Origin of the sequence: Haloplanus sp. HW8-1 (genome assembly GCF_023703795.1) — an archaeon.
Taxonomy (GTDB): Archaea; Halobacteriota; Halobacteria; order Halobacteriales; family Haloferacaceae; genus Haloplanus; species Haloplanus pelagicus.
In genome coordinates, this window is sequence record NZ_CP098518.1 from 3058934 (window position 1) to 3083898 (window position 24965).

Consider the following 24965-nt stretch of genomic DNA (forward strand, 5'->3'; position numbering starts at 1 on the left):
CGCCGTCCCTAGTCGGTGTACGTCGTCAGCGACTCGATCCGTCCGTCGACGACCCGGAAGGCATCGACGAAGCCAAACAGGGCGTCGCCGTCGCGCGTCCGGAGGCGTCCCCGTGCGAACACCGACTCGTCGCCGCCACACACCTCGGCGAGGACGTGTTCAGTGTCGGTGCGCGGCCGGTCGTCGCGCATGAACGCCACGAACCCGTCCCGGCCCTCGAGCGTCCGGTCGGGGCGCCGGTGGACGAACTCCGGGGCGAGGAGGGCCGCCAGTCGCTCGTAGTCGCCGCGGTCGATGGCGTCGTAATACTCCCGTACGACGTCGCGCCGGTCCATGCACCCCCTTTCAGCGGGCGGCGGGATGAACCGTTCGGCCGGACGACCGCGGGCTTTTACTCGCCGGCCGTCTGGATCGGCCTGTGGACCTGCACGCGCGCTACGCGGGCGACGACGATCCCCAGAAGTGTACGGCCCGCAAACTCGCGCGGTTCGACCTGGTGGACCTGCACCGCTCGGACCGGGAAACGCCGTACGGAGTGGTGCTCAACCCACACGCTGAGCGGGCGCTCTCGCCCGCCGACGCGACCGACACCCTCGTCGCCCTCGACTGCTCGTGGGAGTCGGCCGGCGAGGCGCGCTTCTCGCTGCCGGGCGAACACCGCGCGCTCCCCTACCTCGTCGCCGCCAACCCCGTCAACTTCGGCCGGCCGATGCAGTTGACCACGGTCGAGGCGCTGGCGGCGGCGCTGATCGTCCTCGGCGACCGCCCCCACGCCGAGCGACTGCTCGCGAAGTTCACGTGGGGCGAGACGTTCCTCGAACTCAACGACGAACCCCTTCGGCGGTACGCCGACTGCGCGGACTCCGAGGCGGTCGTCGCAGTCCAGTCGGAGTATCTGGACCGGTAGCGGCGCCGACCGTGGCGTAGATTGATATGCGTCGGCTCGGAAGGCGACCGCATGCGATCCCGACGATTGGTCCCCGTCGCGCTCGCGGCCGCCGGACTGGCGGCCATCGTGATCGGCGTCTATCAGGGGTTGATCCACGTCGCACCGGGGTACGAAGGAACGATCATGAGCGGGTGGGACGGCGACCTGAACCACGAAGAGCGTCTGCTCGTCCGACTCGGTCTCGTCGCCGTCGGTGGCACGGTCACCGCCCTTCGGTGGCGACGCCTCGCCGTCGTCCCCGTGGTGGCGGGCGGCGTCGTCGCGTTCTACGCGCTCCGGGCCATCGTCCACTACGCGCTGGACCCCGGCCTGTACGCGGAGGTCGAAACGTACGGTGGCCACTCCACCCGGTTCGTCCTCGGCGCCGAACCGTTCCTGCTGGTCGCCGGTGCGGTGCTGCTCGCCGCCGCCGGCGTCCGCGCGTGGACGGCCCGCCCGTCCGGCTTCGCGGACACCGATTCCGCCCCGTCGTCGGCGACGTAGTCCGGACCCGGCGGTCTCGGCGGGCACGAACGGACGCCCTTTTATCCGCGCGTGTCGAAGGGCCGACAATGATTTTCGAAGGCCTGCCGACCACGCCCCGGTCGGAGGAACTCGTGGACAAAGCCTTCTCGCGGGCCGCCCGCTCCGGGCGAGCGAAGTCGGGGCTGGAGGCCCAGCAGTCGATGCTGCAGACGGCGGGCAACATCCTCTCGGACAACTTGGAGAACGTGGTGACCGAGTGGCCGGATTTCGGCGTCGTCGACCCCTTCTACAGGGAGCTCGCGGACGCGGTGTTGCGGCGCGAAATGGACTCGCGGACCGGCGACGACGGCGCCGAACAGGTGGGGCTCGACGCCCTCCGCGCCAGCCTCTCGGAGGTGACGTGGGCGAGCCGCCAGGTCGAGGAGATCCAGCGAGAGTACAACGCGAAACTCCGCAAGACCGACCCCGAGACGGCCCGGAAACACCGCAAGCAGGCGTTCGCTCGCATGGCCGACGTGGTCGAGGAGGTAGCCGAGGATCTCCGGCGCGTCGGCGACGCGCGGAACGCACTCCGTGACCTACCCGACATCCGCCCGGACGAACCGACGATCGTCGTCGCCGGCTACCCCAACGTCGGCAAGTCGTCGTTCGTGAACGCGATCACCCGCGCCGACAACGAGATCGCGCGTTACCCGTTCACGACCCGGGGCATCCAGATCGGACACTTCGAGCGGGGCCACATCCGCTATCAGATCATCGACACCCCCGGTCTTCTGGACCGCCCCGAGGCGGAGCGCAACGACATCGAGGGCCAGGCGGTGAGCGCGCTGGCCCACCTCGCCGACGCCGTGCTGTTCGTCGTCGACGCCAGCGAGGCGTGTGGCTACCCCCTCGACGCACAGCTCGCGCTCCGGGACGCGGTCGTCGACCGGTTCGACGCGCCCGTCCTCACGATCTGTAACAAGAGCGACCGGTCGCGGAACGTCGAGGCCGACGCCTACATGAGCGTCAGCGAGGGCGAGAACGTCGACGCGGTGCTCGACCTGGCCGTCGAGACGGTCGACTGGGAACCGGATCTCCCCTCCCGCTAGGCGGCCGCGTAGGTCACGTCGACGGTGGCGGTCACCGTCACGGGAGCGGGCTGGAAGACCGTCTCCGCCCCGGTAACGTCCTCGAACCGGGCGACGGGGAACACCTCGAACTCGGTGCCGGCAGCCGCGTGGCTCACGCCCGTCACCGACAGGTCCGCCGCCGCGATGCCGTCGGCGGCGCCACGCGCGGCGGTCATCGCGCGATCGAGTGCCGTCGCCCGGAGTTCGGCCCGGAGTGCGTCGCTCGGCGTGAACCGGACGCCGTCGACGGTCTCACCCGCGCGTCCGGGTTCGGCCTCGACGGCGAGCGAGTGAGCCCCGCGGTGGCCGCGCAGTCGTCGTTCACCGTCGTCGAAGTCGTAGATGGGGGCGATACCGAACCCCGCCGTCGTCACGTTCGCTTCGGAAACGCCCGCATCGGCGACCCCCGTCCGAATCCGGCAAACGTTCCGTGCCACGCCCGCTCTGGCCGCGGTCACTTCGACGCCGAGACTCACGACCGTCAGGTCCGCCTCGGCGTTCGCGGTGCCGGTCGCCGATACCGAGATGGTCGATCGGTCACTGGTGCCCGCCTCGGCTCCCGTCTGGAGGGGACCGACACAGCCGGCGAGGAGGACGGCGTACCGTCGTCTCGTGGGTTCACACGGCGGCGAGCTACGAAAGCTAGCTCGCTACGAGACACTCCGCTCCACGGCCGATCAGACCGCGACGGGTGTCGTCCGTGTGGACCGGCGCGCCGTGTGGCGCGGGGCAGCCGTCGGCGCGACTCGTCCCGCCGCCGTCCGGTCCTCGTTCGTCGCCGAGCGTGCCCGCTGGACGACGACGTATCGCACCTCGACAGTGACGGGTCGGTTCGCCCTGAAGGGTGTGCTGGTGATGGGTCCGAGGCGCTCGGCGAGGCGCCCGGCGAGTGCCGGCGTGTCGCTCCCCGGCGGGTGGCCGACGACGACGGTTACCTGCTCCGGACGGGTGAAGGGGAACGTCTCCTCGTATCGGACCGTGATCGAGATGCGTTCGAGGCGCTCGTAGTCGTCGAGGGTGGCGCCGACGGCGGCCCGGGTGTCCTCCTCGAAGGCCGCGGTCCGGTAGGTGCTGTACGTCACACCCGCGAGCAGCGTCGAGAGGACGAGCAATGCGGCTCCGAGCGCGGCGATGCGTTTCAGCGTCGCCACGCGCGCTTCCTCGTCCCGGAGCCACCCCCTGGGACGGTAGCCGGTCGCCCACAGGACCGCGAGCGCCGCGAAGTTGATCGAGAGGAAGTTGACGAGGACGAGGACGAGGGCTCCCGAGACGGTACGGGGCGAGCCCCACGCGAGCCCGATGCCGACGACGGCCGTCGGCGGGACGAGCGCGGCGGCGATCATGACGCCGACCAGGGCGGTCGAGACGCCGGTCGAGAGGGACAGCGCCCCCGCGGCGCCCGCCCCGAGGGCGATGACCAGCGACAGCACGTCGGGGACGAGTCGTTCGCGCACCTCGTCGATGGCGAACACGTCGGCCGTCTCCAGCGGGACGATGTGGCCGGTCCGCAACAGACCAGCGAATATCGTGGCGGCGACGACGGCCAGAACCCCTCCGACCACCTGCTGTTTCACGCCCCGCACGAGCAACTCGCGGTCGTCGACGACGGATCCCGTACTCGTGGCCATCGCCGGCCCGATCAGCGGGGCGATGACCATCGATCCGACGACGACGGCCGCGGAGTCGAGCAGCAGGCCGGCGGTGGCGACGACCGAACTCACGACCGTCATGATCGTGAACGTCCGCCAACTGGGCGCCAGCGAGCGCGCCCGCGCGGCGAGTTCCTCGCGGGCGATCCGGTCACCGTTCTCCTCGCCCTCCTCGTAGCGATCGACCAGGTCGTCGAACCGCCGGGAGATAACCGTCTCGGCGTTCAGAACGACCGTGTAGGCCTCTCGGTCCAGCCCCGCCTCGTGGAGGCTTTCGAGGACGGGTTCGACCGCCGCTTGCGGGAGCGGGAAGGTGACCGAGGCGGTGTACTCGCGGTTGCTCGTCTCTTCGGCGACGACGTAGTCGATCCCCTCCTCGTCGAGGGTCCGCAGGATGGCGTCGCGTTTCCCCGGCGGGACCATGACTTGGACGAGTCGCACGGTGGGACATCCATCTCCCGGCGGCATATAGCCTGCCGTCGTCTCGGTCCGCCGTCGCCGGTCGTCACTCCCGTTTCAGCCGTTCCAGCAGCGGCATCTCGGCGAGTCGCTCGTCGCTCAGGGCGTCCCACCGGATTCCGGACGGCTTCGTCGTCGCACCCGTTCGGACGGTTCGGTCAGGCGTCACGACCAGATCCATCGGGACGTCGTGGGATGCCGGCGGCGGGACGTCGCCGACGACCTGACGCTCGTGGACCGTCGTCACTGTCGTCGTTTCCCCGTCCACAAGGTCGAACCCTCGGAGAACGGCGAACTCCAGGTCGCTGAACCCCTCGCCTTTGCCGACGCGGGCCCCGTCACGGTTCACGGCGACGCTCCCGCTGACGATCAGGTCGATCCGTTCCATCTTCGCGGGACCGACCGGCGTGCCGTACTCGTCGATGCCGGAGACGGTGGTCGCGGCGTCGTAGTCGTCGACGGCGTCCGGATCGAGGCGGCGGAACGCCCGTTCGTCGCGCAACCGCGGGACGGCGACGTACACCGTCTTGCCGGCCCGGAGCGCCGCCCGCCGAACCGGGAGCTGTGGGGCGTCGGGGTTGGCCTTGACCGTCGCGGCCGCCTGCCACTCGGCCGTCCCGGCGAGTCGCTCGGCCGCCCCGTCCGCGCCCGCGAAGTTGGGGATGCGGCCGTGGGGCGGGAACGGGAACCGTGCCGCGCCGGAGTCCTCCAGGTCGTCCCAGACGCGCTCGCGGAGGCGATCCTTGTCCATACCCGATCACGACGCCGGAGACGCATACGTTCCGCGCCCCCGAGACGCCGAACTTAAACCCGTTAGCCGTCTACGCCGCCCATGTTCGAGGACCGCCCGGACCGCGACGAGGTCGTCCTCGTCGGCCGGTCGAACGTCGGCAAGTCGACGCTGATGCGTGAGCTGACCGGCCACGACGTCTCCACGGGCCGCAAACCGGGGGTGACTCGCCAGCCCAACCACTTCGACTGGGCGTCGGAGAAGTTCATGTTCACCGACCTCCCCGGTTTCGGCTTCATGTCCGGCGTCCCCGAGGAACAACGCGAGCGGATCAAGACCGACGTGGTGCGGTACGTCGAGGAAAACGCCGAGGACGTCCTCGCCGGCGTCCTCGTCGTCGACGGCAAGAGCGTCGTCGACATCATCGACCGCCACAGCGGCGAGGGCGAGGTGCCCCACGACGTGGAACTGTTCCACTTCCTCCGGGACGTGGGGGTCCCGACCGTCGTCGCGGTCAACAAGATGGACAAGGTCGACGACCGGGACGAGCGACTCGACGACCTCTGTGACCGCCTCGGCATCCTCCCGCCGTGGCAGCAGTGGCGGGACACGATTGCGCCGATCTGTGCGAAACGCGGCGATATCGACCCTCTGACAGACGCCCTCGAAACCCACTTTCACGAGGCGAAACGCGACGACTTGCTGAAGTTCCTCTGAGCGGCTGCCGGGATCAGACGACGCGGTTCGTCGGCGACTCGTCCGCCGCGAGACGACGCAGGTTCTCCCGAACGATGGTCGCCACCCGCTCGTAATATTCGTCGTTGATCCCCGCGGCGTGTGGCGTGACGATCACCTCCTCGCGGTCCCAGAGCGACGAGTCCGCGGGGAGCGGTTCGGTCTCGAACACGTCGAGACCGGCGCCGGCGACGGTTCCCGCGTCGAGGGCGTCGACGAGGGCCGCCTGGTCGACGACGGGGCCGCGGGCGACGTTGAGCAGGTAGGCGTCCTCGCGCATCGCGTCGAGTTCGGGCGCCGCGATCATGCCCTCGGTGTCGTCGGTCAGCGGCACCGCGAGTGCGACGAACCGCGCGTCCGCGATGGCCGTGTGGAGGTCCTCGGGGGGGACCACCTCCTCGACGCCGTCGACTGGCGTCGGCGTTCGCTTCACGCCGGTCACGTCCACCCCAAGTGCCGACGCCCGGGTGGCGATCCCTCTACCGAGCGTGCCGAGACCGACGACGCAGGCCGACTCCCGGCGCAGCGGGAAGGCTTCGTCCCACGCGGGCGTCCGCCAGTCGCCGCGCTCCTGGTTCGACCGGTGGACGTGCAGACGACGGGCGAAGGCGAGCATCATGCCGACCGCCGTCTCCCCGACGACGTCGCCGTGGATGCCGGTGCTGTTGGTGAGGCTGATCCCTCGCTCGGCCAGCGCGTCGAACGGGAACCGGTCCACGCCCGCCTGGATCGAGTGGATCCAGTCGAGGCCGGCGTCGAGGAACCGCTCCTCGTAGGCGAAGGTGACGAGGGCGTCACAGGCCGCGAGGTCGTCCCCGCCGCTCCCGACGACCCGGATCGACGGATCGGCGTCGGCGAGTGCGTCGCGGAACACCGTCGTGGGGAACACTTCCTCGACCGACTCGTGCACGCCGAGCGTCGACACTGACGACATGGCGCCGGCTACCCAGTCCGGGAGCAAAAGCCTATCTTCGAACCGCGACGGTGGCTCAGGGAGTGGGTGTCATCACACGGGGCTGAGTGGGGGTAACCGTCATCATCGCCACCGCCCCCATCTTGGATATCGCCGAGTAAAGAACTCACGGCCACCGGGCGGTCGGGTCACCCTGCCGATCGGTCGTCGCTCGCCCGCGCCGGCAGCGACGTGTCGCGTGACCGGCGGCGACGACGGACACACCCGCGTTCACCGAGCTTTATCCGGATTGAATCCGGCTTAAGGCTGGTTCAAACCGCAGAAAATCCGGGTTTACGGCATCAGGGATTCAATACCCCCTGGCCACAGTGTCCGAGCGCAACGATGACCCGAACGAAACTCGTCGCGATCGCGTTCGCGGCCCTCGTGGTGACCGTCGGTACGGTGGCCGCGACGCCCGGGAACGCGCCCGTCGATGTCGGTACGGACGACCAGTACGACGACCAGGCCGAGGCGACCGGTGACGACGCCGAGGCGCCCGCCGACGCGGGCAACGAGTCCGCCGAGCCGACCGACGTGCCGCCCGCCAACGCGGGCAACGGATCCGCCGCCGAGGCGGTCAGTGACGCCGACCGACGCGGCCCGCCCGCCGACCTGCCCGCCGCGGTGCCGGACCACGTCTCGGCCGTCCACGACCTGATCCGGTCGTTCCTCGGGGGCGACCTCGACGGCTCGCCCGGTGACGCCGTGAGCGACGCGACGCCCGACGACGGAGACGCGGACGCGGCGTAACGACCGGACTCACCCCGACCCCGCCCGAACGGCCGTCTCGCTCCGTGCCACGTGTCCCCCGCTTCGGCCCTCAATCGCGCCGTTCGTCCCACTTCGCGTTCGCTTCGTGTTCCGCCGCCACCGAGCGCACGCCCTCGCCGTCCAGTACGCCTCGCTCGGTGACCACGCCGGTCACTAGATCCGCGGGCGTCCGATCGAAGATCGGGTTCGCGACTGACACCGGCGCCGCGCCGTCGTAGAGGTCGGTCGCGTCGCCGTCCTCGCCGTGGAACCGCTCGTCCGGTCGCACCGTGTCGGCGGCGGCGGCGACGTACACCGGCACCCCGGCCCGAGCGGCGGCGAGCGCCAGGCTACGAGTGCCGACCTTGTTGACGACGCTCCCGTCCGCGAGCACCGCGTCGGCGCCGACGAGGACGGCGTCGGGAGTCCGGGCCGCGAGTTCCGACGGGAGCGCCGCGTCGGTCGTGAGGGTCACGTCCAGTCCCGCCACCGCGAGCGCGTCGGCCACCTCGGTCCCCTCCCGGGCGGGTCGCGACTCGCCGATCAGGACGCTCGGTCGCGCCCGTTCTAGCGTCGCCCGGACGGTTCCCGACCGCGAGAGGGTGGCGACGGACTCCCCACATCGCTCGGCGGCACGTGCGGCGGCCTCGGCGTCGGCGTCGAGGGCCGCCTCGACGGCTTCGGCGGCCCGGTCGCGGATCGCCACGACCGTTCGTTCGGCTTCCCTCATCACCCGGTTCACGCGGTTCGCGACGGCGGCCATGCTCGGGCGGGCGTCGCGCAGGTCGCGCGCGACGGTCGCGACGGCCGCGTCGTCATCCGCAACCGCAGCGCGGTCGCGCAGGACCTCGAGCGCACGCACGGATAGCCAGGCCGAGCCGTGGGTCCGGTCGCCGGCGACCGTCTCGACCGTCGGCCCCACGGCGGCGTAGGCATCCCACAGGCCGGGAACCGTCTCGCGGTCACGGATCGCCGGCGGCGACACCCACTTGTGGGCCGCGATCTCCTCGTTGGGCGTCACCTCGCGGTCCTCGGTCTCGAAGAGGAAGGGGTGGACGGTCCACTCCCGGTCGCTGTCCTGGATCTCGACGGGGTCACCGGCGCGGACGAGCGTCGCGTCGTCCCGGCCGGTCTCCTCGCGGATCTCGCGGCGGGCGTCCCGTTCGGCGTCGGCGGGGTCGCCCTCGACGTAGCCGGAGATCCCCGCCCAGCGACCCGTGTAGGTGCCGACGGCGTCGCTCCGGCGTCCGAGCAGGATCGCCGTGCGGTGACGCAGGAAGCAGGTGACCACGTGGGTCATGGGCCGCCTTCGGCCGCCGCGGATACGGATCTTGCGGCGCCGATGGAACACCGATTTGACGCTCGGCGCCCAACCCCTGCCTATGCGACTGGCGATCATCAGCGACACGCACGTCCCCGCCCGCGCGACGGGAATCCCGGACTGGGTTCGCGAACGCGCCGACGCCGCGGACCACGTGATCCACGCCGGCGACTTCGAGACGCCGGCCGTCGTCGACGAGGTTCGCTCGCTGGCCGACGGATCGTTCACGGGCGTCCGAGGCAACGTCGACCCCGCGGGCGTCGACCTCCCGGCCGTGGCGACCGTCGAACGCGGCGGCGTCGTGTTCGTGGTCACCCACGGCACCGGCGACCGGATCGGATACGAGGACCGCGTCGCCGCCGCCGTCGACGAACACGGCGGCGACGTGGGAATCGCTGGCCACACTCACGAGCACCTCGATACGGTCCACGACGGAGTGCGCCTCCTGAATCCGGGGTCGGCGACCGGCGCCGCCCCCGCCACCGAGACGACGATGCTGACGATTACCGTTGCCGACGGCGACTTTGACGTGACGCTCCACCGCGGGGAGTGACCCGGTCGTCCCCGCCCGTGGCGCGGCGCTTTTCACCGCCGGACGCCGAGAGGGGACATGAACGTCTTCGCCGTCCCGGACCTTCCGGAGGTCCGTCCGGGCGACTCGCTCGCCGCGCTGATCGACGAGCGGGTCGATCTCCGCCCCGACGACGTAGTCTGTGTCGCCAGTACCGTCGTCTCGAAGGCCGAGAGCCGGATCGCCGACCTCACGCAGTTCCCGGCGGGGGGCCGTGCCCGCGACCTCGCCGCCGGCCTCGAACGCGCCACGGGCGAGGGGAAGGATCCCCGGTTCGCCCAGGCCGTCCTCGAGGAGAGCACCGACCTCCTCATGGAGGCGCCCTTTCTCCTCACCGAGACGCGGTTCGGGCACGTGACGGTCAACGCGGGCATCGACCGCTCGAACGTCCCCGGCGGTGACCTGTTGCTCCTGCCCGAAGATCCGACGGCGAGCGCCGCCCGGATCGCAGCGGGACTCGACGCCGATCGGGTGATCGTCACCGACACCTGCGGGCGCCCGTTCCGACACGGTCAGCGCGGCGTCGCCATCGGCTGGGCGGGCACGCCCGCCGCCCGCGACTGGCGCGGGGAGCGCGACCGCGAGGGTCGCGAACTCGACGTGACCGTTCAGGCGGTCGTCGACGAACTCGCCGCCGCCGCCAACCTCGTCGCCGGGGAGGGCGCGGGCGGGACGCCCGCCGTCGTCGTGCGCGGCTTCGAGTTCGGCGACCACGGCGGGAGCGACGCGCTCTTTCGCGACGTCGAGGGGGATTTCGTCCGCCAGGCGCTCCACGAGTGGTCGTTCGAGGCGGACTGACGTCGCCCCCCGACCTCGACACCGACACCGGCAGGTCCCGTGACCGACGAACGGTTTTTGCGTGTCCGCGCCAACCGACGCACGAATGCACTCGACGCCTTCGTCCACCACGATCCGCTGCGGGAGGGTCAGGCATCGCTGATGTTCGGAATCGAACTCACGCCCGAACACCCGGCCGACCGGCTGGTCGACCTCGGGACGGCCGCCGAACGCGCCGGCTACGACACCGTCTTCGTTTCCAGTCACTACAACAACCGATCGCCGTTTGCCGTCCTGTCGCGGCTCGCGGCCGCGACCGACGAGGTTCGGCTGGGTCCCGGCGTGGTCAATCCCCTCGAACGCCACCCCGTCACCCTCGCGGGCGAGGTGGCGACTGTGGCGGAGGCGAGCGACGGCCGCGCGGTCTTCGGGATCGGTCCCGGTGACCCCTCGACGCTCTCGAACCTCGGCCTCGCCGAGGACCGCGGCCTCCGGCCCGTACTGGAGGCGTTCAAGGTGGCCCGACGGCTCTGGGCGGGCGAGCGCGTCACTCACGACGGCACCTTCGAGGCCGTAGACGCCGGCCTCAACTTCGAGGTCCCCACGCCCATCCCCACCTACGTCGGCGGCGAGGGGCCACACATGTGCAAGATGGCGGCCAAACACGCCGACGGGCTGCTCTTCAACGGCTCCCACCCCGCCGACCTGCGGTGGGCGCGCGAGCAGGTCGCGGACGGCCTGTCCGACCGACTCGACGACCTCGGGGCGTTCGACCTCGCGGCCTACGCGAGCGTCAGCGTCGCCGCGGACGAGACGGCCGCCCGCGAGGCGGCCCGGCCGCCCGTCGCGTTCATCGCCGCCGGCGCCGCCCCGCCGGTCCTCGCGCGCCACGACCTGGACGCCGACCGCGCCGACGACATCGGCGAGGCGATCAGTGCGGGCGACTTCTCGTCGGCCTTCGACCGCGTCTCGCCCGCCATGATCGACACTTTCTGTATCGCGGGGACGGTCGACACCGTCGCCGACCGGATGGCCGCGGTCCTCGACCACGCCGATAGCCTCGTCGTCGGGTCGCCGCTCGGCCCGGATCTCGACGCCGCCGTCGACCTCGCGGCGCGAGCCCACGACCGCGCGACCGACCGTTAACCGACGACTGCGTCGCGGAGGGCATCGAGCAACGCACCGACGGTCAGCAGGCCGAAGAAGCCGGCGGCGAACGTCGTGAGGACCGCTCCGGTGAGAAAGACCAGTAGTCCGATCGGGTCCTGCGTGGCCACGTCGGTCGCGAAGATGATGACGAGGTCGACGACGCTCCGAACCAGTTCGACGACGAGTTGCGTGACCGTGGCCATACGTCACGAACGCGCGGCGCTCACTTGGCCGTTCCGCCCGGCGACACGGCTAAGCGCCTCGCCGCCGTGGTGCCGGCCGTGCCCGACCGACCGCTCGACGAGTTCGTGACCGAGGACGGGGCCGAGAGCGAGGCCGATCGCACCGACGGGGCCGAGCCTGCGGCGCCGAGCGTCCCGACCATGCGCTGGTCGCCCGACGGCCCCCCCTGCGACGCCTGCGGCGAGAGCGTCGCCCGCCGGTGGCGGTCCGACGGCGCCTTCGTCTGTGCCGACTGCAAGGAGTGGTGATCAGCCCCGGCGCGGGTGGCGATCGAACCCCCGGGCCAGGTGTTCCTCGTCGATGGCGAGGACCGTCGGTCGCCCGTGCGGGCAGGCGAAGGGTCGGTCGCAGGCTCCCAACCGCTCGACGAGGGCCGCCGCCGCCTCGTCGGAGAGGTCGTCGCCGGCCTTCAGCGACGGGTGACAGGCCAGGTCAGCGAGGAGGGCGTCCCGGCCGTCCGGAGCCTCACCCTCGCGCAGGCCCGCCAGCGCGTCACGAAGCGATTCGGGGTCGGCCACCCGGCCGAGCGGTGCCGGCACCGCCCGTACGCGGACGGCCCCTCCACCGAAGGGTGCGGCGTCGAAGCCCAACGCCGACAGGTCGTCGGCGTGGGCCTCGACCGCCGCCGCGGCGTCCGGCGAGAGCGAGAGCGTCGCCGGCGGATCGAGCCGTCTCGACGGCACGTCGCTCGCCGCGACCGCCGAGCGCAGGCGCTCGTAGTTGATTCGTTCGTGGGCGGCGTGCTGGTCGACCACCAGCAACTCGTCGCCGTCGCCGGCCGCACAGAGGACGTAGCTGTCGCGAAACTGGCCGATCACGTCGACATCGCCCAGCACCGAGGGCGCCGTCTCGACCGGGTCGAGCGCTGCCTCCAGGTCCATCGCCACGTCCGCCGACCGCCGCAGGTCGGCCGTCGAGAGCGCGTCGGCGGCGGCTTCCTCGACGGCGTCGGCAACGGCGTCGGCCGCCCGGAGCGCCACCCGCTCTTTCGTGGGGTGGACGTTCGGGTCGACGGCTCGGGCGGGTAGCGACACCGACAGCGCGGCGACGGGGTGGCGGTCACCCGGGAGCAGCGAGCCGTACCCCCGTTCGATCGCCCGGCGGAGGTCGGGCATCGCCACCGGCCGTCCGTTGATCGCGACGCGGACGTGATCGGTCGACGCCCGGGTGATCGAGGGGTAGGCGAGCAGACCCCGCACCTCGACGGACACTTCCCGGTCGTCGACGGCGACGCCCGTCTCGGCGCCGAGGGTCGTACTCTCGCGTGCCACCTCGCGGTCGTAGACCGCCAGCGCGGCGTCCGCGACGGATCCCGACCCGGGGGTGGCGAAGGTCCGTCGACCGTCGTGATCGAGGGTGACGGCGACTTCGGGACGGAGGAGCGCGTACGCGGCGACGCGGTCGCTGATCCGCTCGAACTCCGTCGCCGGCGCGGCCAGCGACTCCCGGCGCGCCGGGCGGTTGTGGAACAGGTCCGTCACCTCGACGGTCGTCCCCCGTCCGCGGCCGGTGGTATCGACGGTCACCTCGCCGTCCTCGACCCGGACCCGCGTCCCCCGCGGCCCGCCGTCGTTCGTCGTCAGCGTCAGCGTCGCAACGTCGGCGATGCTGGCGAGCGCCTCCCCCCGAAAGCCGAGCGTCTCGACCGCCCGGAGGTCGCCCTCGGGGAGTTTGCTCGTCGTATGGCGCTCGACGGCGAGTGTCGCCTCGTCCTCGCTCATCCCGCGGCCGTCGTCGTCGACGCGGATCCGCTCTGTGCCGCCGCCCGTCACCGCGACCTCGACCCGGTCGGCCCCGGCGTCGAGCGCGTTCTCGAGGAGTTCCTCGACGACCCGGGCCGGCCGCGTCACCACCTCGCCGGCGGCGATTCGGTCGACCGTCTCCCGATCCAGGCGTCTCATGGCTCCTCGACCCGCGATTGCAGGTCCGCGAGGAGGTTCAGCGCCTCGATGGGCGTCGTCGTCGCGAGGTCCACGTCCCGGAGGTCGGCGACGACGGCCGGGTCGACCGTCGCGTCGGCCCCCCCGTGTGTCCCGTCGGTCTTGCCGCCCTCGTCGGCCACCGGGGCGCCGCCGACCCCCGACAGCGTCACCTGTATCCCCCCGTCGTGGCCGTTCGTGGTCCCGTCGGCGCCCTCCTCGACGAGCGCACGCGCCCGTTCGACGACTGGTTCGGGGACGCCGGCCATCCGCGCCACCTCGACGCCGTACGACGAGGACGCGGGCCCCTCGGCGACCCGGTGGAGGAAGGTCACCTCCGGCCCGTCGGCGGACGATCCCGCGGCGTCCCGTTCCCCGTCCTCTCGGTCGGCGGCGAAATGCAGGTTCCGGACGCGTTCGCGCTCGTCGGCCAGTTCGGTCAGATCGTGGTAGTGGGTGGCAAAGAGCGCCGTCGCGCCGACCTCGTCGTGGATGAACTCGGCGGCTGCGCGGGCGATGGCGCGGCCGTCGGCGGTGCTGGTGCCACGCCCAACCTCGTCGAGCAGGATCAGCGAGTCGGCGGTCGCCTCGTGCAGGATCTCGGTGAGTTCGGCCATCTCGCGCATGAACGTCGACTGCCCGCCCGCGATGTCGTCGCTCGCGCCGACGCGGGTGAACACCCGATCGACGACGGGGAGTCGCGCCGCGTCGGCCGGGACGAACCCGCCCGCCTGTGCCAGCACGACGATCAGCGCCACCTGGCGCATGTACGTCGACTTGCCGCTCATGTTCGGCCCCGTCACGAGCGTCACGCTCCCCGGCGGCAGCGCGGCCTCGTTCGGGACGAACCGCTCCTGGGTCGCCTCGACGACCGGGTGGCGGCCCGCCTCGATTTCGATCCCGCCGTCGTGGAACGTCGGCCGGACGTAGTCCCGGTCGACGGCCACCGTCGCCAGCGACGCCAGCGCGTCGAGTTCGGCGAGGGCGTCCGCGAGCGCCTGGAGGCGGTCCGTCTCCGCGGCGACTGCCTCCCGCACCTCGCGAAAGCGCTCGTACTCCAGCGCGTCGGCCCGCTCGGCCGCGCCGAGGATCTCGTCCTCTCGGCGCTTCAACTCGGGCGTGTAGAACCGCTCGGCGTTCTTCAGCGTCTGGCGGCGCGTGTAGTCCTCGGGCACCCGGTCGAGGTTCGGGTCGGTCACCTCGATGTAGTAGCCGTGAACCTGGTTGTGGCCGACCGACAGGGAGCCGATCCCGGTTCGCTCCCGCTCGCGGGCTTCGAGATCGGCCACCCACTCGCGGCCCTCGCGTTCGGTCGCTCGCAGGTCGTCGAGTTCGTCGTCGAACCCCTCGCGGATGACGCCGCCCTCGGTCACCTCCACCGGCGGATCGGGGTGGATCGCCCGTTCGATCAGGTCGCGGACGTCGTCGAGGGGATCGATCCGCTCGCGTAGGTCCCGCAGACGCGGGGCCTCGGCGTCGTCGAGGGCGTCGACGACGGCGGGTACGGCATCGAGCGTCGCCGCGAGCGACCGCAGGTCACGGGCGTTCGCCCGGCCACGCGAGACGCGGCCGGCGAGGCGTTCGAGGTCGTACACCTCGCACAGCGCCTCGCGGATCGTCTCCCGGGTGAGCGCCTCGGTGGCGAGTTCCGCGACGGCGGCGTGTCGCGCCTCGATCCGCTCGCGGTCGACGAGCGGCCGTCGGAGCCAGCCGTCGAGCGCCCGTCGGCCGAGCGCGCAGGCCGTCTCGTCGACGACCGAAAAGAGCGTCTCGCTCGCGCCGGCACCGCGGTTCTCGAACAGTTCGAGGCTCCGGATCGCCGTCGCGTCGAGCGCGAGGGCTTCCCGGGGATCGTACCGTCGGATCCGGGTGACGTACGAGAGGGGGCCGTCGTCGCCCTGCGTCCACTCCGCGTAGGCGAGGACGACCCCGCAGGCCCGGCGTTCGGCGGCCGACGCGACCACCGACTCCGGGCTGGCGACGTAGGCTTCGAGCCGTTCCGTCGCCGCCGCCTCGTCCATCTCGGCGGCCTCGTGGTCGGTCACCATCGGTTCGACGGTCAGCGCCTCGTGGTCAACCGTCGCGTCGGGGCCGACGAGCAGTTCCGCGGGCGCCAAGCGGTCGAGTTCCGCGAGCAGACGGGCGTCGTCCTCGACGCTCGTCACCAGACAGTCGCCGGTCGAGGCGTCGACGGCGGCGACGGCGCGGGTCGTCCCCGCCCGGACCACCGCGGCGACGTAGTTGGTCGTCCCCGTTCCGAGGAGTTCGTCGTCGACGACGGTGCCCGGCGTCACCACCTGCGTCACCGCGCGGTCGACGAGCCCCGACGCCGCTTCGGGTGGCTCGACTTGTTCCGCGATGGCGACGCGATAGCCCGCGTCGAGCAGGCGTTCGACGTACGTGGCGGCGTCGTCGACGGGGATGCCCGCCATCGGGTAGGTGCCGGTGCTGTCCTCGCGTCTGGTGAGGGTGAGTTCACAGCGCCGCGCCGTCTCCTCGGCGGCCTCGCAGTAGGTCTGATAGAAGTCGCCGTTCTGGAAGAGCAGGAGGGCGTCCTCGTAGTCGGCACAGCACTCGAAGTACTGGCGCAGCATCGGCGTCAGTTCCTCCCGGGCGTCGAGCATCCCGTCCGGGGGGCCGGTCACGGCGTCCGCGTCCATACACCCAGTCGGGCGGTCAAGAACCAAAAACCGTCAGGGTCGCCGACCGCCGCCTCCCGGGCGCGACCGAACCGGACACGGCCGGGACGGCGGCCGCGCTCAGAGTTCCGTCACCCACGCCCGGTAGTCGTCGTCGAGATCGTAGGTGACCTGCAGGGCACGGTCGAGGAACTGGCCGAGCCGGCTGGCGTCCGAGCGGGCGGTCACCCGCACGTTCGCGCCCTCCGCCTCCTCCGGCCGCTCGATTTGCTCGATGCGAAACTCCGGGAACTCGGCGAGCAGGTCCTTCAGTCGGCCGAGCTCCGCGTCGGTACAGTCGAGGTTGAACGTCTGCTCCGCGAACTGGATCCAGGGAGCCCCGCCGCCGTCTGCACCCTCCCCGTCGCCGTCCGTCTCCGGCGCGTCCGACGGGTCGACCTCGACGGTGAGGAAGGAACTCCCGCGGTTCCGGTGGGCGAGCACCGCCTCCGCGAACAGTTTGCGTCGACCGGCAGCGTCGGCGGCGTCGAACCGTGTCATGCTCCCTGCTTGAACCCCCGAGAGTAAAAGCCGGGGGGGTCCCGTCCCGGTGGTGTGGGTCGCCGCTCGGGGCGACGACGCCCCTCCGCCGACCACCGGACGCCCCCGTATCCGAACGCCTTTTGCCGTCGCGACCTTCCCTCGGGTCGATGAACACGCTGCTGTGGGTGCTCGTCGGCGTTCTCGTCTACTCTCTCGTCGCGAAGGCGCTCCAGATTCGGGGCTTCCTCCCGGACGCGATCAGGCTACAGGGCCCGATCGCCACGATCCACACCCGTCGCGGCCGCGCCCTCCTCACCCGCCTCGCCCGACCCAAACGCTTCTGGCGGGCGTACAGCAACCTCGGCGTCGGCGTCGCCCTCGTCATCATGGCTGGGATGTTCCTCCTCTTGCTCTTCCAGGCGATGACCATCCTCCGGAATCCGCCGCCGCCGTCGGCGGTCAACCAGCCACAGAACTTCCTCGTCGTCCCCGGGGTCAACGATTTCCTCCCCCTCGCGGTCGCGCCGGAGATCGTCTTCGGCCTACTGCTCGGCCTCGTCGTCCACGAGGGGGGCCACGGCCTGCTCTGCCGGGTCGAGGACATCGACATCGAGTCGATGGGCGTCGTGTTCCTGGCGCTCATCCCCGTCGGCGCCTTCGTCGAACCGGACGAGGAGAGTCAGCGCGAGGCCGACCGCGGCGGCCGCACCCGGATGTTCGCGGCCGGCGTCACCAACAACTTCGTACTGACCGCCGTCGCCTTCGCCCTCCTCTTCGGTCCCGTCATCGGTGCCGTCGGCATCGCTCCCGGCGTCGCGGTCGACGGCGCCTACGAGGGGTCGCCGGCCGCCACTGCGGGCATCGCCAACGGCGACCGCATCACCGCCGTCGCGGGGACCGCCGTCGAGACGGACGGCGACATGGACGACGCCCTCCTCGCCGCCGAAAATCGGACCGTCTCGGTCGAACTGAACGGCGAGCGGACCGTCAGGGTCGAGCGCTCGCTGGTCGTCGTCGGGAGCGTCGCGGGCAACCCCGCCAACGTCTCCGTCGAGAGCGGGAGCGATCCCATTCGAGTGACGGCCGTCAACGGCACGCCCGTCAACACCCGTGGGGAGTTCCGCGCGGCGACGGTCGACCGCGAGTTCGCCCGCATCGAGACGACCGCCGGCGACGCCGTCGTGCCCGTGGGGGCGTACGTCACCCGCGTCGCTCCGAACGGTCCGCTGGCGAACGCCAGCGCGCCGACCAACGCCAGCCTGATCGTCACCGGCATCGACGGCGAGCGCGTCACCTCCTCGGACTCCCTGGCGCGCGTCCTCGACGAGTACGACGAGGGTGCCCGCGTCCCCGTCCGTGCCTACGTCGACGGCGAGTTCGAGACGTACGACGTACGACTCGGCGAGAACCCACGCGACGGCCGTGGCTTCCTCGGCGTCGACATCTTCCCCGGCACGAGCGGCCTGCTCGTCACCGACTTCGGCGTCCGGAGCTATCCGGCCGGCACCTACCTCGAACTCCTCGGCGGCGACGGTGGGTCGAGCGCGGCGGCGTCGTTCCCGGGACTGACCGACTCGCCGCTCAGTCTCGTCTACGTCGCGCTCGTCCTGCCGCTCGCCTCCGTCGTCCTCGGGATACCCAACTTCCCCGGCTTCACCCCGTCGGTGACGAACTTCTATGTCGTCCAGGGACCGCTCGCCCCGCTCGGTGACGGGGTGTTCATCCTCGCGAACACCCTCTTCTGGGCCGCCTGGGTCAACCTCCAACTCGGGCTGTTCAACTGCATCCCCGGCTATCCGCTCGACGGCGGGCGCATCCTCCGGATGTGCGCCGAGGCGGTGGTGTCGCGGCTCCCCGTCGGCGACCCCGAACGCCTCGTCCGCACCGTCACCACCGGCGTCGGGCTGACGATGCTCGCGTCGCTGATCCTGATGATCTTCGGGCCGCAGCTACTCTGACCGACCTTTTGCTGCGCTCCGACCTTTTGCTGCGCTCGTTCGTTCGCTTCGCTCACTCGCTGGCAAAAGCTCGACCACCGCCAGAAATCGAAGATTTCTGGCTGTTCAGCCAGAACGCTCTGCGTTCTGGCGACAAAAGCCTTCGAGCCTCCCTCCGGTCGGCTCTCGGCCCGCTCGCTCACTTCGTTCGCTCGCGGTCGACAGCCCTCCCCACAGCTCCCCACAGCGACGGCCCCGCCACCGCGACGGCCCCGCCACCGCGACGGCCCCGCCACCGCGACGGCCCCGCCACCGCGACGGCCCCGCCACCGCGACGGCCCCGCCACCGCGACCGCCCCGCCCTGCGCCCGTTCCGGTTCCCACCGACTGACGCCGACACGCAACTCCCATACTCCCCCGGTCCTAACCTCCCTCCATGCGAGAGCCTCCCCAGACGGACGAAGGCTGGTACGCACTGCACGACTTCCGTCGCCTCGACTGGGCGGCGTGGCGTGACGCCCCCCAGCGGGAGCAAGAGCGGGCGATCGAGGAGGGCGTGGAGCATCTCCAGCACCACGAGGCCGTCGCCGACGCCGAGGACGGCGCCTCCGCCGTCTTCTCGATGGTGGGTCACAAGGCCGACCTGCTGATCGTCCACCTGCGGCCGACGCTCGATGCCCTCTCGACGGCCGAGCGACGCTTCGACCGAACGGCCCTCGGTGCCTTCACCGAGCAGTCCACCTCCTACGTCTCCGTCACCGAGGTGAGCGGCTACGTCTCCGACGACTACTTCGCGGAGGACGAGACGGAGGTCGACGCCGGACTGAAGCGGTACATCGAGGGGAAACTCGAACCCGAGATTCCCGAGGACCAGTACGTCAGTTTCTACCCGATGAGCCGCAAGCGGGGCGAACAGGACAACTGGTACGACCTTCCCTTCGAGCGCCGCCGGGAGATGATGGAAGAGCACGGCGAACACGGCCGCGAGTTCGGTGGTCGGGTGAAACAGATCGTCGCCTCCTCGGTCGGCCTCGACGACTGGGAGTGGGGCGTCACCCTCTTCTCCGAGGATCCCACGGATCTGAAGGATATCGTCTACGAGATGCGCTACGACGAGGCGAGCGCCCGCTACAGCGAGTTCGGTCCCTTCTACGTCGGCCGGCGTTTCCCGCCCGAGGACCTGCCCGCGTTCCTCGCGGGCGAGACGGTTCCGGCCGACGAGGCCGACGACGCTCACGGCCACGCTCACGGCGAGGATGGTGGACACCACGACGACGGCGACGGGCACCACGACGGCGACGCGGAGCACACCCGCGGCGACGGCGACGCCGACGCCGAGGACGACGCCGACGATATCCGCGGCGAACTCGAAGATCTGGACATCTACGCCGGCAAACCCCACGGCGAGGACGTGTACGCGACGGTGCTCTACTCCGAGGCCGACGCCGACGAACTGTTCGAGGAGGTCGACGGTCTGCGGTCGAACTTCGACCACTACGACACGCACGTCAAGACCGCGGTGTACGACGCCCTCGACCGGGACCGGCGGGCGGTCGTGAGCATCTGGGACACCGCGAGCGCGGCCGACACCGCCGCGGGCTTCCTCTCGGAGCTTCCCGACGTCGTCAGCCGGGCGGGCGAGGAGTCCGGCTTCGGCACCATGGGGATGTTCTATACGGTCAAGTCCGAACACCGCGAGGACTTCGTCGAGAAGTTCGAGACGGTCGGCGGCCTGCTCGCCGACATGGAGGGCCACGGCGAGACGGACCTGATGATCAACCTCGAAGACGAGAACGACATGTTCATCGCCAGCCAGTGGCGGTCGAAAGAGGACGCGATGGGCTTTTTCCGCTCCGACGAGTTCGCGGACACAGTCTCGTGGGGACGCGACGTGCTCGCTGACCGCCCCCGACACGTCTTCCTCGCGTAGACGGTTCCGCCGCGCAGATTCCCGGCGGATACGCACACCCGAACCCCTTTGGGTACCCCCGACTTACCACGCCTGCAATGACGAAGCGCCACGTCTCGCTGCCCGTCGAGGCCGACGCCGGGGTCAGGGAGTTCATCGACCACGTCGACGAGCGCTTAGCCTCCGACGAGGACACCTGCCGAGTCGTACAGGACGTGTTGATCGACCTGTTCGGGGACCGCGAGGCGTACGAGCGGTGGCAGGACGGCGGCGACGTGTCGCCGGCCGAACGCGTCCGTCTCCAGGGGTACGACCCCTGTAACGCCACGCTCGAAAGCGAGTACTACGCCGAGAAAGACGAGGACCGCTTCGAGGAGTCGAAGTATCTCCAGTGGCTTTGGCGACAGTTCGACGCCACGCCGATGGCCGACAACGTGGAGTTCGCGCTGCGCTTCCGGTCGATGCTCGCCGATCACCTCTTCGCGGAGTGTGGTGACGACTGCCGGTTTTTCAAGGGCATCACCTTCACCTACGGGCACAACATCTCGGTCGGCGACAACGTGGTCGTCCACGACGACGTCCACCTCGACGACCGGGGGAAGTTGACGATCGGCGACCGCGTCTCCATCTCCGACGGCGTCCACATCTACAGCCACGACCACGACATCGTCGACCAGACCGAGGTGCGAAACTACCACACCGTCATCGAGGACGACGCTCGCGTCACCTACGACGCGATGGTGCGTGCGGGCTGTCGGATCGGCGAGAACGCCGTCGTCGGCGCCCGGGCGGTCGTCCAGGGTGACGTCCCCGACCACCACGTCGCCGTCGGGATGCCGGCCAAGAGCGTCCGCGTCAAACCCGGCTGGGAGGACCGCGCCGCCCCCCTCGACGTCGGCGGTGAGAACCGACAGGAGTCGCGCCGCATCGAGTACGACCTCCCCGACGACCTCGACGTATTCGACGAGTTCCAGCGGGACCCCTCGACGTAGGCTTTTACCAGTCGAGCCCCCAGTGCGGACATGGACCGACGACGCTACCTGGCGACCCTCGGTGCCGCGGCGGCGCTCGGCGGGTGTGCTGGCCGGCCCCGCGACGGAGGCGCGGACGGAGCGGACGGAGTTTCTCCCACCGTCACGGACGGCGACACGCCGACCCCCGCCTCGGGTGACGGCGTCGCCGTCGAACCCCTCGCCACCGACCTGTCGGTGCCTTGGGGCGCCGCCTCCCGCGACGGCGACCTCTATCTCACCGAACGACCGGGGCGGATCGTCCGCCTCGCAGACGGGGCGATCGAACCGGTCGTCGAAGACGTCCCCGTGGCGGCCGTCGGCGAGGGCGGCCTCCTCGGTCTGGCCTTCCACCCGGAGGCACCGTACGCCTACACCCACCAGACGTACGAACCCGACGGGGGCGGGACGGCGAACCGACTGGTGCGACACGACCTGGACGACGACTGGGCCCCGGAGCCCCTGATCGAGGGGATTCCGGGCGCACACATCCACGATGGCGGGCGACTCCTGGTTCACGACGACGCGCTCTACGTGACCTGCGGCGACGCCGCGACCGGCGCACACGGGCAGGACCGCGACGTCCTCGCGGGATCCGTCCTCCGGGTCACCCCCGACGGCGACCCCCACCCCGACAACCCCTTCGACTCCCCGGTGTTCAGTTACGGCCACCGCAACCCCCAGGGGCTCACCGTCCGCGACGGCGCGGTGTACAGCACCGAACACGGCCCCTCGGTCGGCGACGAGATCAACGTCCTTCGGGCAGGGAAGAACTACGGCTGGCCCGAGGTGACGGGAGCGAGCGACGACGGCCGCTTCGCCGACCCCGTGACGAGTTACTCGCCGACGATCGCTCCCGCGAGCGCGGCCGTCTACGACGGACCGATAGAGGCGTGGCAGGGCGATTTCTTCTTCGGGACGCTCGCGGGCGAACACCTCCATCGCGTCCGATTCGACGGTGACGAGGCTCCCGGTGTCGCGGCCGAGGAACGGCTGTTCGACGGCGAGTTCGGGCGGGTCAGAACGGTCTTCACCGGACCGGACGGTCACCTCCACCTCACGACCAGCAACCGGGACGGTCGGGGGGATCCCGTCGCGGCCGACGACCGCGTGCTTCGGGTCGTCCCCGCCTAAATGGCCCGAGCCGTCGCCGTCAACGTCGGCGCCAACGCCACGCTTCCGGGGTTTCGGGGGCCGATCCTCCCCGACCGGCGGTTCGCCTACGTCCCCATCCCGGAACGGGAGCCGACGGCCGATCCGGTGCCAACGTACGCCGACCTCGACGTCCCGTTCGACGTGGACGTCTCGGCCGTCGCCGACCGCCGCGTCCATCTCGATCCCGAGTTTTCAGGACTGTACGGCTCGACCGCCTACACCTACGGCGACGAACACGGCGTGAAGGCCGGGCCACTCTCGGCGCTCGATCCGGGCGACTCCCTCTTTTTTTACGCGACGCTCTCGCTTCGCGGCGACCCCGCGGACGCGCCGGCCCTCCCGCCGGAGTGGGGTGCCTACCTGATCGGCGAGTTCCGCGTCGATCGGGCGATCACCGGCGCGGCGTATCAGGAGTTGCCGCCCGCCGAGCGCGAGCGGTTCGCGAGCAACGCCCACGTCAAGCGCGCCGCGTTCGACGCGAAGGTGCTCGTGGCCGGGAGCGAGGACTCCCGGCTGTTCGAGCGGGCGGTGCCGCTGAGTTCCCCCGAGCAGGGTGCGACGGCCGGCCCCCTCGTGACCGACCTCTCGGCCGACTCCGGGAAGGGACCGTGGTGGCGGCGCGTCCTCCGATACGACGCCGACGCCACCGAGCGACTCCGGGCCGCCGTCGACGACGCCCAGCCGTGACTACCGCCCGCGGAGGCGGTCGATCCGGTCGCCGAGAGCGACGTTCACCGAGAGCGGATTCGGCACGCGCCGGCGGGTCGGCGCCAGCGCGTGGACCGCGGCGTAGCGTTCGAGGGCGTCCGCGACCGCGTCCGCGCCGACCCGGTCCGCGGCGTCGTCGTCGGCCGCCCGGACGGCCCACCGACAGCATCGGAAGCCGACGAGGAGCGCGACGAACGCCGCGCCGAGTAACACCCACCGTGGCCCCCGCCCGGCGACCGACGCGACGAGGGGGACGGCGGCAGCGACGACACTCACCCCACGCAGGAGGTCGACGCGGCCCTCGATCCGCCCCGCCTGTACCGCCAGCAGCGCCGCGGCCGTCCCGTCGTCGAAGCGATCCAGGAACGTGCTCGTGACGAACAGCCGCCGGTAGCCCGGCGGCCCACGGACGTGGACCGTCGCCGTCTCCTCGTCGCCGGTGTCGAGCACCAGCGTGTCCCGCACGTCGAGTCCCGCCCGCTCGCGGAGCGCGTCGAGGCGGTCGCGGGTCGCGCCCGTCGGCGTCGTCGTCGAGCGCACCGCGGCGACGATCCAGGGCGCCCCGCCGAACAGCACCGCGACGGCGAGGACGAGGACGCCCGCCAGTCCCAGCGGCGACGCGATGTTCGTGAGGTGGAGCGGACCGAGGGCGAGGGCGACGACGGCGCTCACGCCGACGACGTAGCGGCCCATCCGGGCCAGCGCCCACCCGGTCGACAGGTCGATGCCGCGGGCCGCCCGCACGCCGCGGATCGTCGGCGCGTACGCCGCCAGTCCGACCAGGCCGCCCCCGAGGAGTCCCGCGAAGTCGGCGAGGACGGCCGCGGCGACGCCCTCGGTCCCGCCGAGGACGGCCGCCGCCACCGCGTCGCCCAGGCTCAGGAGCGCGAGCACGCCGTACGCGAGCAGCGCGAACGGGAGCAGGACGCCGACGTAGAGGAGTCGGTACTTGCCGACGGGGTTCGAGAGACGGCGAGCGACGGCGCTGCCGGCGGCACCGACGACGACCCCGAGGACGACGAGGACGGCGAGGATGGCCAGCGGCGGCGCGAGTGCGGGTGTCGACTGGAGGGCGACGGCGAACACGGGCGCCGGTGGGTCGCGACGACACAAAAATCGTGGCGCCGGGGTTCCGGGCGTGTGACCCGGCGGTGTCGAGTGCGGGTCCTGCGAGCGAACGGAGTGAGCGAGCAGGTCGAGAGCCGACCGAAGGGAGGCTCGAAGGCTTTTGTCGCCAGAACGCAGAGCGTTCTGGCTGAACAGCCAGAAATCTTCGATTTCTGGCGGTGGTCGAGCTTTTG

The 24965-nt window shown here is 71.2% G+C and carries 25 protein-coding genes; 14 read left to right on the top strand and 11 right to left on the bottom strand.

What is annotated here, in order from left to right; all coding sequences use genetic code 11:
• Positions 1 to 8: 8 nt before the first annotated feature.
• Complete coding sequence (locus NBT82_RS15905) at positions 9 to 335, bottom strand: nuclear transport factor 2 family protein (RefSeq protein WP_251329078.1); 327 nt, start codon at positions 333 to 335, stop codon at positions 9 to 11.
• Between the two features lie 83 nt (positions 336 to 418).
• Between NBT82_RS15905 and NBT82_RS15910 the strand changes: the two genes are divergently transcribed.
• The 3 genes from NBT82_RS15910 to NBT82_RS15920 all read left to right on the top strand — a co-directional run bounded on the left by NBT82_RS15910 (position 419) and on the right by NBT82_RS15920 (position 2505).
• A complete protein-coding gene (locus NBT82_RS15910) occupies positions 419 to 907 on the top strand; it encodes a DUF367 family protein (RefSeq protein ID WP_251329079.1) in 489 nt (162 codons plus the stop codon).
• Positions 908 to 958: 51 nt separating this feature from the next.
• Positions 959 to 1432, top strand: a complete 474-nt coding sequence (locus NBT82_RS15915) for a hypothetical protein (RefSeq protein ID WP_251329080.1) — start codon at positions 959 to 961, stop codon at positions 1430 to 1432.
• A 68-nt stretch (positions 1433 to 1500) separates the two neighbouring features.
• A complete protein-coding gene (locus NBT82_RS15920) occupies positions 1501 to 2505 on the top strand; it encodes an NOG1 family protein (protein WP_251329081.1) in 1005 nt (334 codons plus the stop codon).
• Here the strand turns inward: NBT82_RS15920 and NBT82_RS15925 are convergent.
• The 3 genes from NBT82_RS15925 to NBT82_RS15935 all read right to left on the bottom strand — a co-directional run bounded on the left by NBT82_RS15925 (position 2502) and on the right by NBT82_RS15935 (position 5385).
• Positions 2502 to 3053, bottom strand: coding sequence for an SIMPL domain-containing protein (locus NBT82_RS15925; RefSeq protein ID WP_256476694.1), 552 nt, complete (start codon positions 3051 to 3053; stop codon positions 2502 to 2504). The two genes, NBT82_RS15920 and NBT82_RS15925, sit on opposite strands and share 4 nt — an antisense overlap.
• Before the next feature lie 150 nt (positions 3054 to 3203).
• Positions 3204 to 4616, bottom strand: coding sequence for a TIGR00341 family protein (locus tag NBT82_RS15930; protein ID WP_251329083.1), 1413 nt, complete (start codon positions 4614 to 4616; stop codon positions 3204 to 3206).
• 64 nt (positions 4617 to 4680) lie between these two features.
• Complete coding sequence (locus NBT82_RS15935; protein ID WP_251329084.1) at positions 4681 to 5385, bottom strand: 5-formyltetrahydrofolate cyclo-ligase; 705 nt, start codon at positions 5383 to 5385, stop codon at positions 4681 to 4683.
• Between the two features lie 81 nt (positions 5386 to 5466).
• On the opposite strand from NBT82_RS15935, the gene engB reads away from it, so the two are divergent.
• Entirely contained in the window at positions 5467 to 6081 is a 615-nt protein-coding gene (gene engB / locus NBT82_RS15940; RefSeq protein WP_251329085.1) for a GTP-binding protein EngB, read from the top strand.
• 13 nt (positions 6082 to 6094) lie between these two features.
• Here the strand turns inward: engB and ddh are convergent, their stop codons facing one another.
• Positions 6095 to 7033, bottom strand: coding sequence for a D-2-hydroxyacid dehydrogenase (gene ddh / locus NBT82_RS15945; protein ID WP_251329086.1), 939 nt, complete (start codon positions 7031 to 7033; stop codon positions 6095 to 6097).
• A 363-nt stretch (positions 7034 to 7396) separates the two neighbouring features.
• Here ddh and NBT82_RS15950 point away from each other — a divergent pair, with 363 nt between their 5' ends.
• On the top strand, positions 7397 to 7804 hold the full coding sequence (locus tag NBT82_RS15950) for a hypothetical protein (protein WP_251329087.1): 408 nt from the start codon (positions 7397 to 7399) through the stop codon (positions 7802 to 7804).
• 70 nt (positions 7805 to 7874) lie between these two features.
• Here NBT82_RS15950 and NBT82_RS15955 read toward each other — a convergent pair whose 3' ends face one another.
• Positions 7875 to 9104, bottom strand: a complete 1230-nt coding sequence (locus tag NBT82_RS15955) for an eIF2B alpha/beta/delta subunit family protein (protein WP_251329088.1) — start codon at positions 9102 to 9104, stop codon at positions 7875 to 7877.
• 82 nt (positions 9105 to 9186) lie between these two features.
• On the opposite strand from NBT82_RS15955, the gene NBT82_RS15960 reads away from it, so the two are divergent.
• The 3 genes from NBT82_RS15960 (at position 9187) to NBT82_RS15970 (ending at position 11619) form a co-directional block, all read left to right on the top strand.
• Positions 9187 to 9678 carry a metallophosphoesterase family protein gene (locus tag NBT82_RS15960; protein WP_251329089.1) on the top strand — a complete coding sequence of 164 codons (492 nt, stop codon included), beginning with the start codon at positions 9187 to 9189 and terminating at the stop codon, positions 9676 to 9678.
• Positions 9679 to 9735: 57 nt separating this feature from the next.
• Positions 9736 to 10494 carry a coenzyme F420-0:L-glutamate ligase gene (locus NBT82_RS15965; RefSeq protein ID WP_251329090.1) on the top strand — a complete coding sequence of 253 codons (759 nt, stop codon included), beginning with the start codon at positions 9736 to 9738 and terminating at the stop codon, positions 10492 to 10494.
• 141 nt (positions 10495 to 10635) lie between these two features.
• Positions 10636 to 11619 carry a 5,10-methylenetetrahydromethanopterin reductase gene (locus NBT82_RS15970; protein WP_251331307.1) on the top strand — a complete coding sequence of 328 codons (984 nt, stop codon included), beginning with the start codon at positions 10636 to 10638 and terminating at the stop codon, positions 11617 to 11619.
• Here the strand turns inward: NBT82_RS15970 and NBT82_RS15975 are convergent.
• Complete coding sequence (locus NBT82_RS15975) at positions 11616 to 11825, bottom strand: DUF8024 family protein (protein WP_251329091.1); 210 nt, start codon at positions 11823 to 11825, stop codon at positions 11616 to 11618. The genes NBT82_RS15970 and NBT82_RS15975 overlap by 4 nt on opposite strands.
• 78 nt (positions 11826 to 11903) lie before the next feature.
• On the opposite strand from NBT82_RS15975, the gene NBT82_RS15980 reads away from it, so the two are divergent.
• On the top strand, positions 11904 to 12113 hold the full coding sequence (locus tag NBT82_RS15980; protein ID WP_251329092.1) for a DUF7573 domain-containing protein: 210 nt from the start codon (positions 11904 to 11906) through the stop codon (positions 12111 to 12113).
• On the opposite strand, the gene mutL is transcribed toward NBT82_RS15980, so the two are convergent.
• From mutL to NBT82_RS15995, 3 genes are all read right to left on the bottom strand, one after another.
• Entirely contained in the window at positions 12114 to 13766 is a 1653-nt protein-coding gene (gene mutL, locus NBT82_RS15985) for a DNA mismatch repair endonuclease MutL (RefSeq protein WP_251329093.1), read from the bottom strand.
• Positions 13763 to 16444, bottom strand: coding sequence for a DNA mismatch repair protein MutS (gene mutS / locus NBT82_RS15990; RefSeq protein ID WP_251329094.1), 2682 nt, complete (start codon positions 16442 to 16444; stop codon positions 13763 to 13765). The genes mutL and mutS overlap by 4 nt, the downstream gene beginning before the upstream one ends.
• 99 nt (positions 16445 to 16543) lie before the next feature.
• A complete protein-coding gene (locus NBT82_RS15995; RefSeq protein WP_251329095.1) occupies positions 16544 to 16963 on the bottom strand; it encodes a DUF7975 family protein in 420 nt (139 codons plus the stop codon).
• 149 nt (positions 16964 to 17112) lie between these two features.
• Between NBT82_RS15995 and NBT82_RS16000 the strand changes: the two genes are divergently transcribed.
• The 5 genes from NBT82_RS16000 (at position 17113) to NBT82_RS16020 (ending at position 23643) form a co-directional block, all read left to right on the top strand.
• Positions 17113 to 18903: a site-2 protease family protein gene (locus NBT82_RS16000; protein ID WP_251329096.1), complete on the top strand. Its 1791-nt coding sequence runs from the start codon at positions 17113 to 17115 to the stop codon at positions 18901 to 18903.
• Positions 18904 to 19318: 415 nt separating this feature from the next.
• Positions 19319 to 20812, top strand: coding sequence for a heme-binding protein (locus NBT82_RS16005; RefSeq protein WP_251329097.1), 1494 nt, complete (start codon positions 19319 to 19321; stop codon positions 20810 to 20812).
• Positions 20813 to 20889: 77 nt separating this feature from the next.
• Positions 20890 to 21783 (top strand): acyltransferase, encoded by an 894-nt coding sequence (locus NBT82_RS16010; protein ID WP_251329098.1) that lies wholly within the window; start codon positions 20890 to 20892, stop codon positions 21781 to 21783.
• A gap of 30 nt (positions 21784 to 21813) precedes the next feature.
• Positions 21814 to 22935, top strand: a complete 1122-nt coding sequence (locus tag NBT82_RS16015) for a PQQ-dependent sugar dehydrogenase (RefSeq protein WP_251329099.1) — start codon at positions 21814 to 21816, stop codon at positions 22933 to 22935.
• The gene (locus tag NBT82_RS16020; RefSeq protein WP_251329100.1) at positions 22936 to 23643 is read left to right on the top strand and encodes an Nmad3 family putative nucleotide modification protein; all 708 of its coding nucleotides are present in this window, start codon (positions 22936 to 22938) and stop codon (positions 23641 to 23643) included.
• Here the strand turns inward: NBT82_RS16020 and NBT82_RS16025 are convergent, their stop codons facing one another.
• Complete coding sequence (locus NBT82_RS16025; RefSeq protein ID WP_251329101.1) at positions 23644 to 24750, bottom strand: peptidase; 1107 nt, start codon at positions 24748 to 24750, stop codon at positions 23644 to 23646.
• Positions 24751 to 24965 lie beyond the last annotated feature (215 nt).

Bases quoted from the DNA above. Each gene is read 5' to 3' on its own strand.
- NBT82_RS15905 (WP_251329078.1), bottom strand. From the start codon at position 335: ATGGACCGGCGCGACGTCGTACGGGAGTATTACGACGCCATCGACCGC.
- NBT82_RS15915 (WP_251329080.1), top strand. From the start codon at position 959: ATGCGATCCCGACGATTGGTCCCCGTCGCGCTCGCGGCCGCCGGACTG.
- NBT82_RS15920 (WP_251329081.1), top strand. From the start codon at position 1,501: ATGATTTTCGAAGGCCTGCCGACCACGCCCCGGTCGGAGGAACTCGTG.
- NBT82_RS15935 (WP_251329084.1), bottom strand. From the start codon at position 5,385: ATGGACAAGGATCGCCTCCGCGAGCGCGTCTGGGACGACCTGGAGGAC.
- engB (WP_251329085.1), top strand. From the start codon at position 5,467: ATGTTCGAGGACCGCCCGGACCGCGACGAGGTCGTCCTCGTCGGCCGG.
- ddh (WP_251329086.1), bottom strand. From the start codon at position 7,033: ATGTCGTCAGTGTCGACGCTCGGCGTGCACGAGTCGGTCGAGGAAGTG.
- NBT82_RS15950 (WP_251329087.1), top strand. From the start codon at position 7,397: ATGACCCGAACGAAACTCGTCGCGATCGCGTTCGCGGCCCTCGTGGTG.
- NBT82_RS15955 (WP_251329088.1), bottom strand. From the start codon at position 9,104: ATGACCCACGTGGTCACCTGCTTCCTGCGTCACCGCACGGCGATCCTG.
- NBT82_RS15960 (WP_251329089.1), top strand. From the start codon at position 9,187: ATGCGACTGGCGATCATCAGCGACACGCACGTCCCCGCCCGCGCGACG.
- NBT82_RS15965 (WP_251329090.1), top strand. From the start codon at position 9,736: ATGAACGTCTTCGCCGTCCCGGACCTTCCGGAGGTCCGTCCGGGCGAC.
- NBT82_RS15970 (WP_251331307.1), top strand. From the start codon at position 10,636: ATGTTCGGAATCGAACTCACGCCCGAACACCCGGCCGACCGGCTGGTC.
- NBT82_RS15975 (WP_251329091.1), bottom strand. From the start codon at position 11,825: ATGGCCACGGTCACGCAACTCGTCGTCGAACTGGTTCGGAGCGTCGTC.
- mutL (WP_251329093.1), bottom strand. From the start codon at position 13,766: ATGAGACGCCTGGATCGGGAGACGGTCGACCGAATCGCCGCCGGCGAG.
- mutS (WP_251329094.1), bottom strand. From the start codon at position 16,444: ATGGACGCGGACGCCGTGACCGGCCCCCCGGACGGGATGCTCGACGCC.
- NBT82_RS15995 (WP_251329095.1), bottom strand. From the start codon at position 16,963: ATGACACGGTTCGACGCCGCCGACGCTGCCGGTCGACGCAAACTGTTC.
- NBT82_RS16000 (WP_251329096.1), top strand. From the start codon at position 17,113: ATGAACACGCTGCTGTGGGTGCTCGTCGGCGTTCTCGTCTACTCTCTC.
- NBT82_RS16005 (WP_251329097.1), top strand. From the start codon at position 19,319: ATGCGAGAGCCTCCCCAGACGGACGAAGGCTGGTACGCACTGCACGAC.
- NBT82_RS16010 (WP_251329098.1), top strand. From the start codon at position 20,890: ATGACGAAGCGCCACGTCTCGCTGCCCGTCGAGGCCGACGCCGGGGTC.
- NBT82_RS16015 (WP_251329099.1), top strand. From the start codon at position 21,814: ATGGACCGACGACGCTACCTGGCGACCCTCGGTGCCGCGGCGGCGCTC.
- NBT82_RS16020 (WP_251329100.1), top strand. From the start codon at position 22,936: ATGGCCCGAGCCGTCGCCGTCAACGTCGGCGCCAACGCCACGCTTCCG.